Origin of the sequence: Marinobacter sp. LM1 (assembly GCF_042763285.1) — a bacterium.
Taxonomy (GTDB): domain Bacteria; phylum Pseudomonadota; class Gammaproteobacteria; order Pseudomonadales; family Oleiphilaceae; genus Marinobacter; species Marinobacter nauticus.
Genome location: NZ_CP114373.1, coordinates 1,305,522 through 1,317,906, shown reverse-complemented (window position 1 = coordinate 1,317,906; position 12,385 = coordinate 1,305,522). Strand labels below are relative to the sequence as shown.

Below are 12,385 nucleotides of genomic sequence, written 5' to 3'. Positions count from 1 at the left end.
TCCAAGAACCAAGGGTGCTGTTATGCCTCAACCGAAGAACAACCCCTTTTCCATTAAGGCCCTCGCTGATAACTCCGTGGAGATTTTTATCTACGGCGATATTGGCGACAGCTGGGATGACGAAAGCACGACTGCTGCACAGTTCGTTAAAGACCTGGCCGGGCTGGGTTCCACCGACATTACCCTGCGCATCAACTCTCCTGGTGGATCAGTCACTGATGGCCTGGCCATTTACAACGCACTCAAACGCCACCCCGCGAAAGTAACGACTGAAATCGACGGCATTGCGGCCAGCATCGCCAGCCTGATCGCTATGGCTGGCGATACCGTCAATATGGCAAGCAACGCGCTGTTCATGATTCACGCCCCCTGGGGTTTCAGCATGGGCAACGCCACGGACATGCGCGACATGGCCGACACCATGGACAAGTTCGCAAGAGCGATGGCCGAAGCCTACGCCGATGGCACCGGCAAGCCCGCCGAAGAGTTCATGGCGCTGATGGAAGATGGCAAAGACCACTGGTTTACAGCTGCAGAAGCCGAGGCAGCCGGCTACGTGAACCAGGTAACAGAAGCCCTCCCTATTGCAGCCAGCATCGATAAAACGTTCGACCTCACCCGCTTTGCAAAATTCGCAAAACCTGAACCCGCGGCAGCCGCCGCAATAAAGCCAGAGGAACCAGCTATGCCTGATCCAGTGAAAAAGCCGGCGGCAGAACCGCAGGCCACGGCCCCCACTGAGGCCGAAATCCGCGCCAAGCTGCAGCAGGAAGAAACTGCTCGCCGCGAGGGCATTAACGCAAAATTCGATATGTTCAAAGGTCGCGATGACCTTGCTGAACTGAGAGCTGCCTGCCTGGATGACTTCTCCGTCACTCCGGAAAAAGCAGGAGAGAAAATCTTGGCCAAGCTGGCGGAAGGTGTTGAGCCAGTTCAGGGTCGGGTAACCGTGGTGCAGGATGAACGCGACGTTAAGCGTGCCGCTGCGGTTGAAGCCATTATGGCCCGTGCCGGTATTGCTGGGGTCAAAGCCGACCGCAATAACCCCTATCGCGGCCACAAGTTGCTGGATATTGCCAAGGACTCCCTGGTTGCATCCGGTACCAACACCAACGGCATGGACCAGATGAAGATCGTGGCCAGCGCCTTCACTCAGGGCACTAGCGACTTCCCGGTCATTCTGGAAGAAGCCATGCACAAAACGCTGCAGACAGCGTATGCCTCAGCTTCTGACACCTGGTCTCGCTTTTGCGCCGCCGGCTCCGTGAGCGACTTCCGCGCCCACAACCGGTACCGCTTGGGCAGCCTGGGCAATCTGGACGGCCTGAACGAGCACGGCGAGTACAAGTACAAGGCCATCCCGGACGGCGAGAAGGCCAGCATCCAGGCCGAAACCGTCGGCAACATCATCTCACTGACCCGTAAGGCGATTGTGAATGATGATCTGGGCGCGTTCATTGGCCTGTCCAACATGCTGGGCCGCGCAGCTGCTCGCACCATCGAGGCTGCTGTATACGCCCTGCTGGCGGAAAACGGCGGCAAGGGCCCGACCATGGATGATGGCAAGAGCCTGTTCCACGCCGACCACAAGAACATCGGCACCGCTGCAGCGCTGTCGGTGGAGTCGCTGGAAGCCCTGCGTGTTCTGATGGCCAGCCAGAAAGACATCAGCGGCAATGACTTCCTGGATATTCGCCCTTCCAACCTGCTGGTGCCGATGGGCCTTGGCGGCACCGCTCGGGTAATCAACGGCGCTGAGTACGATCCAGACACCAGCGGCAAGCTGCAGCGCCCGAACAAAGTTCGCGGCTTGTTCTCTGACGTGATCGACACCCCGCGCCTGACAGGTACCGGCTATTACACCTTCGCATCCGCGACCGAGGCTCCGGTTATCGAAGTCGCGTTCCTGGATGGAAACCAAGAGCCCTATCTGGAAATGCAGCAAGGGTTCGACGTAGACGGCACCAAGTACAAAGTGCGCCATGACTTCGGTGTGGCTGCGCTGGACTACCGCGGTGCAGCTTACAACGCTGGCGCATAAGGAGAACTGACATGGCTACAAACTTCATTCAGCCGGGTCAGGTTCTGACCCTCACCGCCCCTGCTGGCGGCGTTACCTCCGGCGTTGGTTATCTGATCGGCGCCCTGTTCGTTGTTGCCCTGCAAGATGCGGCAGAGGGTGCGGCTTTTGAGGGCCAGTGTACTGGCGTTTGGGAGCTGCCGAAGACCTCTGCGCAGGCGTGGACGGAAGGGGTGGAGGTGTATTGGAACGGCAATGCCGCCACCACTGCGTCCACCGATAACACCTTTATCGGTCACGCAGCGGCAGCAGCTGCCAACCCATCCAGCCACGGCCTGGTGCGCCTGAGCGCATAACCAGTGGGCTTTTACAGCACCCTGTTTCGGCAGGGTGCTGAATAAAGGTCATTGCTGAATCACGAGATCTATATGGACCGGCAACTACTCAGATCACAACTCGAACGGCACGAAGGCCTGCGCCTTAAGCCCTACCGGGACACCGTAGGCAAGTTGACTGTCGGGTACGGCCGCAACCTTGAAGATATCGGCATCAGTCGTGATGAGGCAGATTTCATGCTCGACAACGATATCGAGCAAGCCGAGCGCTACATGCAAACCGTGGATGAGTACAGCGAGCTGGACCCGGTGCGCCAAACGGTCCTGATGAATATGTGCTTCAACGTTGGATTCCGGGGGCTGATGGGCTTTCGGAAGATGTGGGCCGCTATCGCCCGAAAGGATTACGCCGAAGCTGCGCGCCAGATGCTGGATTCAAAGTGGGCCAGGCAGGTCGGTTCGCGTGCCGTAGAGCTGTCGGAGATCATGCGGACTGGCGAGGTGCAGCGGTGACGGAAATGGCAGATCGCAGAGGCTGGCATGTTGATAAGGGTATTCCTATCGCAGTCATCATAACGGTGATTATGCTGGCGGTAGGCATCTCTCGAGATCAAGCAAAGCAAGACGAGAGGATTGCCCTTGTAGAAAGCTCCGTGCAAATGATCCAGCAATCCCGGATCTCAGATCAACAGCGAAGCGAGAAAAAGTTTGACGAGCTAAAGACAGACCTCCGCCTCATCAGCGGGAAGCTGGATCGATTGATAGAGGATCGCCGCAATGATTGATCTGGCTCGAGAAACCGCCGAAGTCTGTATGGATATGTTCGGCGAAGATATCACATTTGCAGGCCAGCCCGCCCGGGGCATTGTCGCCAACGAGCTGGTGGAGCTTGGCAGCTACGAGCCGGTGGTGGAAAGCCGACTGACTGTATCTGTGCTGCCAGACAACGTGCCCGCCATCCGCGAGGGCCTGCCGGTGGTCATCCGAGGCGAGACCCACAAGGTTGATCAGCTGATGGCCGTGAAAGACGACGCGATGACCAAAGTGGTGTTGCGATGAGCCTGAGTATCGATAAACGCCAGTTTGCCCAAGCCCGGAAGTTTATCCAGGGCACCGTGAAAGCTGCCGAGAAAGCACAGTTCCGGGCGGTGAACCGAGTGGCCTCAAAGTTCCGAACGGCAGCCAGCAAGGCTATCCGCGACCAGGTGCGCCTGCCAGCGGCCTACGTTAACGACAACCTCACCGTTACTCAAAAGGCGACGGAGCGAAACCCAGAAGCCGTCATTTCTGGCCGCAAGCGCCCCACCCGACTTGCCCGTTATGGTGCCAAGCAAATGGCACGAGCTGCTCGCGGGGCCGCGGGTGACCAGCTGCGTGGCATTCCGTCCGGCAAAAAGCAGGCTGGTGTATCCGTGGCCGTGTCCCGCAAGGGCGGCCGAAAGAAGATGCGCGGCGCTTTCCTGCTGCCGCTAAAGAACTCCGGGGTTATGGGGGTGTTCGTTCGTACAGGCTCCGCCCGTGGCGACATCGAACACCTTTACGGCCCTTCGGTTGACCAGGTGTTCCGTGGGGTCCGGCGCGAACTGAAGCCCGAGATCAGCAAAGAGCTGGTGAAAGAGTATCGGGCCCAGCTCAACTACGCGATGCAGAAGGGGGGCCGGTAATGTCCGCCAAAGGCACCGCCCTGGTTAACCGAATCATCGAGGAGCTGGAGCGAATCCGGCCAGAAAATGGCTTCCATACCAGTGCTGGAAACAAGGTAACCCGAGGCCGGCCAGAGTCGCTGCGGATCAACCAGCACGATCTGCCGCTGATCTCTGTCAGCACATCGTCCAACGCCCCAGGCGCCGCCAAGCCCAAAACGGTCATGAAGTCCCGGGAGGTGCTGGTCACCGGCATGGTTGACGCCAACGATCGGGACTACGAGCCAGAGCTGGACGAGCTGGACGAAGACATCACCATGGCCCTGGCATCGCTACTGGCTATGGATGCACTGCCAAACACTACCAATGTATCGATCTCCGGCGGCGATTACGTCCACCCGGAGTCTGGATCAAACACCGCTGGTGTCACGCACACCATCACAATCAGCTACCCGCTGACCAAAAACGAGGGGTAATGCCATGTCCTTGCAATCAACCACACGCGGTTACAAAGGCCGCGGCCGCTTCATCCTCAAGCCGATTGGCGGGGGCCGTCCATTTGAGCTGGGGAACGTCACCGGCTTCACCGAATCCATCGAGGTGGATCGCCAGTCCCGACAGGACTACACCACTGCAGCTGGTGGAGAGCTGGACGTTGATGAAAACGTAACGTCCTTTACCTTCGAAGCCACCTGTAACGACATCACTCCGCGCAACATCGCGGCGGGCTTCCTGGCAAACATCGAGCAGATCGGCGCGCAGTCCATCTCTGATGAGATTGTCGAGTCCTGGTCTGGCACCCGTATCGGCTTCCGCTACCTGCCGGACCCGGATCAGGCTGTCAGCATCACCGTGGCCGACGACACCACATGGACAGCTACAACCGCGGTTGCAGCAGGCGCTGTGCTGGTTGACACCACCGAGGCCTATCTGGCCACAACTGGCGGCGAAACGGGTGCAACCGAACCAACATGGCCGACCGCAAACGGCACGGTCACCGATGGCACCGTTGTTTGGCAGCACATCGGCAACGCCGCTCTCGTTGCTGGTGATGACTACGACCGCACCCCGCACGGCATCCGTGTTAAAGACACCCCGGTGAATATCGCCTACCCAGACGATGAAACCATGGTGCCGCTCAAGGCCACCTACGAGCGCAACCCTCAGTACCTGATTCAGGCGCTGGCGGCCTCGCAACAGTTGTTCGAGCTGCGCTGGGAAGGCCTCAACTCTGTTGATAGCGGTAACCCGCTGCACGCAACGTACTTCCGCGTGAAGCTCTCCCCCACTTCGGGCTTCCAGCGTCACGGTGGCGACGACTTCGCCGAGCTGACTCTGTCCGGCACCGTGCTGGCGGATGAAGGTCGCACCGGCGCAGGCCTGAGCAAATTCGTCGAAATGGCGATGATCTAAGCTGGGAGGCAATGAAACCACATGGCCGGAGGAAATGACGAACGCGTCAACCTGCTGATTTCTGCAGCCGTCGATGGGCTCAAGAACGTAGAGGGCCTGATCAGCGATCTGCAAGAGCTGGAAAAATCCGGTCGTGTGGAGCTACCCGACAACTCCGCCGCCCTGCGCGAAGGCCTGGGGAAAACCTCAGAAGAAATGCAGGCGCTGGCGGGCCGCCTGACCGAGCTCCGGGAGCAGCAGGGGCTCGTCACTCAATTTGCAGAACTCAAGCGCGAAACCAAAGAGCTGGCCGAGCAGCAGCAGGCCGCGAAAGCCCGAGCCACCGAACTCGGCAAAGCGCTTGCACAAACCGAAGCACCCACCCGGGCGCAAGTCCAAGAATTCGAGCGCGCGAAGAAGGCCGCCCAAGGCGCGGACGAAGCCTGGATCTCCAATAACAGGCAGCTGAACGAACTCCGTGGCGAGATGGAAGCCGCCGGGATTAGCACCAAAGACCTGGCAGGCGAGCAGGTCAGAATCCGGAAGGAGCTGGACGGAGTAAACACGCAGGCGGCCAGCCTGTCATCCGAGCTCACCGAAATGGGCCAGAGCGCCCAGCAAGCGGCCCCCGCCACAGAAGACGTGGCAGAAGCTGCAGAAGACCTCGGCGAAAAAGCCGACAAATCCAGCGGCCTACTCAGCAAACTCGGCTCCGGCCTCAAAACCGTAGCTGCCGGCGCCACTGCGCTGGTCGCGGGTATTGGCGCATCTGCCGCCACGCTCACTGTATTCTCCCGTGGCCAGGCCTCGCTGGCGGATGAGCTCACCAACACCGCCAATGCCATCGGCGCAAACCGTGAAGCCCTGCAGGTCTGGCAGATCGCCGGCGAACGGGTGGGGCTGACTGGCGATAAAGTTGCGGACATTCTGCGCAGCGTAACTGAGCGCCTGGGCGAATTCGGCGCTACGGGTGGTGGTGAAGCAGCTCAGGTAATGGAAGCGCTGAACCTCAAGATTGAGGACTTTCAGAACCTGCGACCGGAAGAGCAGATGCTCAAGTTCGCGGCCGCAATCGAAAGCCTGCCCAAAGAGCAGCAGGTAGCCATGCTGGAAAAGCTGGCCAGCGATGCCAGCCAGTTGCAGCCCCTTCTGGAGAACAACGCCGCCGGCCTGAAAGCCATCCAGGCGGCTGCCGAGGAAGAAGGCGCCATCTACACCGATGAGGAGCTGGACAAGCTTCTCAAAGCCAATGACATCTACAACGACATCACCCTGAAGATTCAGGGCCTCACCCGCCGAATCGGTGCCGAGCTGGCCCCGGTGGTGGCCGACGCCACAGACAAAGTGGTGGATCTGTTCGACCAGAACGAAATGGGCGAGAAGCTCATCGATCTGTTCAAGCGCCTGACCGACTGGGGCGCCGATATGGCGGCCAAACTGGTGGAGAACGCGGACAGCATCTCGGCAGGATTCGGCACGCTCTGGAACACGATTGAATCCGGCGCCAGTGGTGCCATGACCGTTTTCCGTGGCCTTCAAACTATTGTGGCAGGATGGGCTACGCTGGTGGCCGGCAGCTTCGCGACAGTTCTGAGTGGTGCGGAAGGTATTGTTTTCGCAATGAACAAAGTCGGCTTGGCCAGCGACGAGACTTACAACAGCATCAGCGCCAAGGCCGGTGCTGCCAGAGATACGGTCGTCGATCTGGCGAAGCAAACGGCAGAGTATGGCCGCCAGACTGTAGAGGCAGGCCGAGGAATCGTCACCGCATTTGAAGATGTCGGCAACGCGGCAGAAGCTGCCGGGCAAAAGATCAAGGACACTGCCACTGCTGAGGAGCGCTTCTGGGAGTGGGTCCGGGAAAACGCCGAGAAAGCTGGGAACGACATCGATGAGGCCACCAGGAAGGCAAAAGATTTAGAGGATGCCTACGAGACTCTTGGCGTAACGGCGCAAAAAGAACTTGAAAAAACTGCCGAGGAGGCAAAGGAGGCTTTTCTCGAAATCGAGCAGAACGGAGAGGCAACCCAACGCGAAATCTCCGAAGCCTTCGAGGCCTATGCAAAAGCTGTCATTGCGACAGGAAACACCACCAAGATCAAAGCTCTTGAGAGCCTGGCCGCCGTCAAAGGATTGAGGGGTGAGCTTGAGCTGCTTCAGAAAGGCTCAGGCGGTGACGGTGCGGGAGGTGTCAGCAAGCCCATCAGAGATGCAGGTAATGAAGCTGCCGCCGCTACGCCCAAGATCAGAAACATGGCGAGCACCATCGGTGATAGCAGTGACGCCGCCGACGAGTTCCGGAGAAAGTGGCAGGATGCCTGGGGTGGTGCATTCGGAAAAGCCATCTCCAATGCGCGGCAACAAGTAACAGCCCTGAGCGTAGCGGCCCGAAACCTGTTCGAGATGAAGATCGGCGGTAACGCCTTCGTTACAGAGAGCGAATCAGCTGCAGACGCGCTTGAAAAAGCCCAGCAGCGCACCGACGAGTTGGCTGCTGCCCGCCGTCGGTTGATGTCCAGCAGCCTCGCGGCATGGTTCGCCGATACCGCCCTGGCCGCTGCCGAGGTAGAGGAAAGGTTCTGGTCCCAGGCCGTGGCCATGGAGAACCTCCAGGGCAAGATCGATTCCGGCAGCTTCAGCCTTGATCAGCTCAACCGCCTGAGCGAAACCGCAGCCAACCGGTTTGACCTGCTGGACAAGCAGCGCCTTAGCGGCCTGCAAAGTGCGATCGACTCCGCCAAGCAGAAACTGCAGTCACTCACCGACACCGCAGACAACACCCTCAACAGCCTGCGCCAGCGGCTGGCTGATATCCGGGGCGACACCGAAGAAGCCCAACGAATCCAATATGAGGCCGAACGAAAACGCCTGCAGGAACAGCTGGAACAGGCCCGGCAGGCCGGCGCCGATGAGGCCGCTGCCGACTACCAGCAATCCCTGGACACCCTCGAAAAGATCTACCAGATCGAACAGAAGAACCGCCGGGAAGCCGAGAACGCCCGCGAGAAAGAGGCCGCCGATCGGGCGCGTGACCAGCAGCTGGCGGAGATTGAGCGCCAGCGGGCAGAGCGTGAACTCAACAGGCCAACCCAAACCACAACCCAGGCCCGAGTCGAAACCGTCAAAACCCTGGACATCAATCTCGGTGGCGAGAGCTTCCGCGTGCTGGCGGCCGATGAAGACGCCTTTGTTCGGGCACTGGAGAAAGCACGGAGTACCGCCCTGTGAGCATCACTCTTTCGGATGACACCACGACCATCGAGCTGCCCGAAGACCTGAGATGGTCTGACCGGAATTGGTCGCCCGTGGAACAAAGCTTTACCCGTAGCGTGACCGGCAAGCCCATCATCATGGTAGACGCCAGCCAGTACGGGCGACCGATCACGTTGCAGGCGCCGGACCGGGGCGGCTGGATGCTGGCAACCAAGGAGCCCCAGATCATCACCTGGCATAACACTCCGGGACAAAAGCTTACGTTGAATTTCCATGGCGAGGTTCACACGGTTCAGTTCCGCCATCACGACGGCCAGGGCTACGAGAGCACCCCGCTGCGCTTCCTGATCAACCCGGGCCCAGATCACCAGGTCATCCCCACATTCCGATTCATCACCGTGGAGCCGTAATTCATGCCGATTCAAGAACAGAACATCAAGTTCCTCGCGTCCCAGGTTATGGACGACGTACCCGAAGGCGGCGGCGCTGCCACTGGCAACGAAATCCCTGACGGCATGATGAACAACGTCTTTGAGGATATTAGCGACCTGGACCGGGCCATGGGCCGGTTTAATTTGCGGAAGCTATTTCTGGCGGTGCGTACCCTGAGCACCGATCTTTTCGGCGGGGCTAAAACCGTGGTGACAGCCCTCCCGGAAGATCCGGCCATCGGCTATACCCTGTTCACCACCAACGACCCGTTCGATACCCGGGCAGACGCGGCGAACCGCGTGGAAGCCTATCTGTTCAAAGGCCCCATGTGGCACGGCGCTCTGTACGAAAACCACATCACCGGCATGCGCCAGATCCGGATCATCCAGCGCGACGAGAGCACCACCCTGCCGCCGCGCGGGAAAACCCTCTGCCTCGTGCAGAACGAAGGCCAGCCGGACGAAAAAGAGCAGTACGTGCGCGTGACCGAAGTCAGCGCCGAGATGCAGACCTTCACCGATGCCCAGGGCAACGATTTCCAGCGCCTGATCGTGTCCCTGGATCTTTCGGATGCCCTGCGCTACGACTTCACCGGCCACCAGGTTAACAAACAGGACAGCTACAACTACGACACCGGCGCGCGCCTGCGGGATACCACCGTCGCCGATGCAACCCGCTACTTCGGGGCACAACGGCTGACCGCTGCCGCCAATATCGGCGACCTGAAACTGAAAGCCGCCTCCATGTTCACCCAGCTGGTACCCGCCGCCCAGAGCGAAGAACCGCTGGCAAACCAGACCCTTAACCCGGAACTGGTGCAGACCATCGACGCCGGGGAGCGCGAGGTGGAAGTAGCGCAACAGGCCCACACCTTGGCCCGTACCGTAACCGCCGAGAACCGGCGCCTGAACTGGATCGAAACCCTGGCCCCGGTACCGGCCCCCAACGCTCTGACCATCAGCTACATGGCCCAGGGCAACTGGTACACCCTGAGCGATGACGGCAACGGCACCATCGCCGGTTCTGACCCCGGATTCGGTACCGGAACCGTGGATTACGTAACCGGCAACGTGACCCTGACCACCGGCGCCCTGCCGGACGTAGGCAGCCAGATCCTCTACACCTATGGCTCCCGGGTACACTACGAGGTTCGCAGCGGCACCCAGGCCCTGAACGCCGACGAGGCCCGCGTGCCCTTTACGCTATCCCAGAGCCCCGTTATTCCGACCTCCGTCGCCATAAGCTGGACAACAGGGGGCGCGGCCAAAAGCGCCACCGTGGACGCCACAGGAGCAATCAGCGGCGACGCTACCGGCCAGATGGACGAGTTCGAGGGCACCGGCGAGCTGATCCTGACCACCCTGCCGGATCGGGGCAGCGACCTGACCATCAGTTACAACTGGTACGAGGCTCAAGATGCCGGCGAGGCCGTAAAGGCGGACGAAACCGTGTCCGCAAGCAGCCCCATCACCCTGAGCGCCGCCGCAAAACCGGACACCCTAAGGCTGGAGCTTTGGCTGGTATCACCTACCGGACAGAGCCGGCAACACAAAATCACCGCAGTGGATCAGGGCGGCAACCTGGTTGTGCCGAAACAGCGCGCCTCAACAAGCTGGGGTAGCAGTGGCAGTGACAGTGTTGTGACTGATCAGATCATCGGCACCGTCAGCGGCGACACCGTGACCATCACCGAATCGGCGGTAGACGTTGAGTTCTACCAAAGGGGCTACGGATTGGCGAACTGGTACGAGCGCAGGGACACCAAAAGCCTGAGCATCGATACCAGCAAGGACGCCACCGCCCGCTATGTAGTGGACGGAGTAACCACCAACTCCACGGCCGCCACCGACACCACGCCCATCGCCAGCGTGACCCTGGAACTGACCCCGGGGAACATCGACGGCATCGTGCCGGATTCGGTGCGTTTTACCCTTGGAGGGAAAACCTACGACGACCGCAGCGGCAACCTGCTGACCGATATCGACCCCCAGACCGGCAGCGGCCTGGCAGCCGGCTCTATCGACTACAACGCCGGCACCGCCGAGGTAACATTCTGGCAGGACGGCCAGCCGGTCGGCCTGAACGTGACCAGCCTGCTGACCGTGTACGGGGAATGGACTGCCACCGAGGGCTTTTTCCGAACCCCCAGCGCCCCGCTGAAACCGGAAAGCCTGCAGATCGTCGGCACCACCGAGGACGGCGAGCAGATCATCGCCACCGCCAACCAGGACGGCGAATTTACTCACGAGTGGCTGCAGGGAACCGTCAACTACACCTTCGGCACCGCCGCCGTGACCTTCGGCAAGCTGGTGGCCGACAGCAGCCTGACCCCCGAGGAAAAAACCGAGTGGTGGTATGACCCCGCCAAGGTGGATGGCGACGGGAACATCTACAAGCCCCGGCCGATGATCACCAGCACCCTGCGCTATAACGCCGTCGCCTTCAGCTATATCCCGCTGAACGCAGACATCGTGGGCATCGATGCCGTGCGCCTGCCCTCCGACGGCCGAGTACCGATCTACCGCCCCGGCGATGTGGTCATGGTCATGCACCCGCAGGAAACCGCGCCCCAGACCGTGACCAATGGCGGCACCATCGCCACCCGCCCGCGCGTGGGCTGGATACGGGTGATTGACGCCAACGGCAACCAAGTGACCGACGGCTACACCCTGGACCGCGCCACCGGCACCGTGACCTTTGACGACACCAGCGGCATCACCATGCCCGTCACCGTAAAACACACGGTCGGCGATTTGCGCCTGGTCACGGACGTACAGATCACCGGCGATATCACCCTGAGCCGGCCCCTGACCCACAACTACCCGGCCAACGAGTCCATCGTTGCCAGTTGCCTGATCCACGGCGACCGGCGCGCGCGGGTGTCGGCGACCTGGGATCAGCAAACGTGGAGCGGCACCTGGCAGGACAGCATCGAAGGTGACGAGGCCACCGCCACCCTGAACACCATCGCACACCCGATCACTGTGACCAACGAGGGGGCCGAAACCGAGCGCTGGCTGCTGAGATGGAAGAACAGCACCGAGGTGGAGCTGATCGGCCAGCGGGTGGGCTTGGTCTATGCCGGCCCCTTCACCGAGGACATAGCGCCGATCAACCCCCGCACCAGAAACGAGGACGGCAGCGGCGGTGTGCCCTACCTGACCATCCCGGTCGCCGCCAACGGGGGCGGTTGGAGTGCCGGCAATGTTGTGCGTATTAACACCGTCGGCGCCTTGGCAGACTTCTGGATGGCCCGGGCAATCCAGCAGAGCGACGAGCCCCTGGACGACGGCGCAGACGGCTGCGAAATCCACGCCCTCGGCAACATAGACAGACCGTAAAGGAGAGAC

General features: G+C 60.6%; 11 protein-coding genes. All 11 read left to right on the top strand.

Going from position 1 to position 12,385, the window contains the following annotated elements; all coding sequences use genetic code 11:
- The first annotated feature begins 22 nt into the window (after nucleotides 1-22).
- Complete coding sequence (locus tag OZ656_RS06105) at nucleotides 23-2,041, top strand: ClpP-like prohead protease/major capsid protein fusion protein (RefSeq protein WP_379945068.1); 2,019 nt, start codon at nucleotides 23-25, stop codon at nucleotides 2,039-2,041.
- 11 nt (nucleotides 2,042-2,052) lie between these two features.
- Nucleotides 2,053-2,376 carry a DUF2190 family protein gene (locus tag OZ656_RS06100; RefSeq protein WP_379945067.1) on the top strand — a complete coding sequence of 108 codons (324 nt, stop codon included), beginning with the start codon at nucleotides 2,053-2,055 and terminating at the stop codon, nucleotides 2,374-2,376.
- Between the two features lie 72 nt (nucleotides 2,377-2,448).
- Nucleotides 2,449-2,868, top strand: a complete 420-nt coding sequence (locus OZ656_RS06095) for a glycoside hydrolase family protein (protein ID WP_379945066.1) — start codon at nucleotides 2,449-2,451, stop codon at nucleotides 2,866-2,868.
- A 5-nt stretch (nucleotides 2,869-2,873) separates the two neighbouring features.
- Nucleotides 2,874-3,140, top strand: coding sequence for a hypothetical protein (locus OZ656_RS06090; RefSeq protein WP_286872000.1), 267 nt, complete (start codon nucleotides 2,874-2,876; stop codon nucleotides 3,138-3,140).
- Nucleotides 3,133-3,414, top strand: a complete 282-nt coding sequence (locus tag OZ656_RS06085) for a hypothetical protein (RefSeq protein ID WP_379945065.1) — start codon at nucleotides 3,133-3,135, stop codon at nucleotides 3,412-3,414. Before OZ656_RS06090 ends, OZ656_RS06085 begins: the two co-directional genes overlap by 8 nt.
- Nucleotides 3,411-4,019, top strand: coding sequence for a phage tail protein (locus OZ656_RS06080; protein WP_286871995.1), 609 nt, complete (start codon nucleotides 3,411-3,413; stop codon nucleotides 4,017-4,019). Before OZ656_RS06085 ends, OZ656_RS06080 begins: the two co-directional genes overlap by 4 nt.
- Nucleotides 4,019-4,474 (top strand): hypothetical protein, encoded by a 456-nt coding sequence (locus OZ656_RS06075; protein WP_379945064.1) that lies wholly within the window; start codon nucleotides 4,019-4,021, stop codon nucleotides 4,472-4,474. The genes OZ656_RS06080 and OZ656_RS06075 overlap by 1 nt, the downstream gene beginning before the upstream one ends.
- A 4-nt stretch (nucleotides 4,475-4,478) precedes the next feature.
- Complete coding sequence (locus tag OZ656_RS06070; RefSeq protein WP_379945063.1) at nucleotides 4,479-5,411, top strand: hypothetical protein; 933 nt, start codon at nucleotides 4,479-4,481, stop codon at nucleotides 5,409-5,411.
- A 21-nt stretch (nucleotides 5,412-5,432) separates the two neighbouring features.
- Entirely contained in the window at nucleotides 5,433-8,618 is a 3,186-nt protein-coding gene (locus OZ656_RS06065) for a hypothetical protein (protein ID WP_379945062.1), read from the top strand.
- Nucleotides 8,615-9,013: a hypothetical protein gene (locus tag OZ656_RS06060; RefSeq protein ID WP_379945061.1), complete on the top strand. Its 399-nt coding sequence runs from the start codon at nucleotides 8,615-8,617 to the stop codon at nucleotides 9,011-9,013. The genes OZ656_RS06065 and OZ656_RS06060 overlap by 4 nt, the downstream gene beginning before the upstream one ends.
- 3 nt (nucleotides 9,014-9,016) lie before the next feature.
- A complete protein-coding gene (locus tag OZ656_RS06055; protein WP_379945060.1) occupies nucleotides 9,017-12,376 on the top strand; it encodes a hypothetical protein in 3,360 nt (1,119 codons plus the stop codon).
- Nucleotides 12,377-12,385 lie beyond the last annotated feature (9 nt).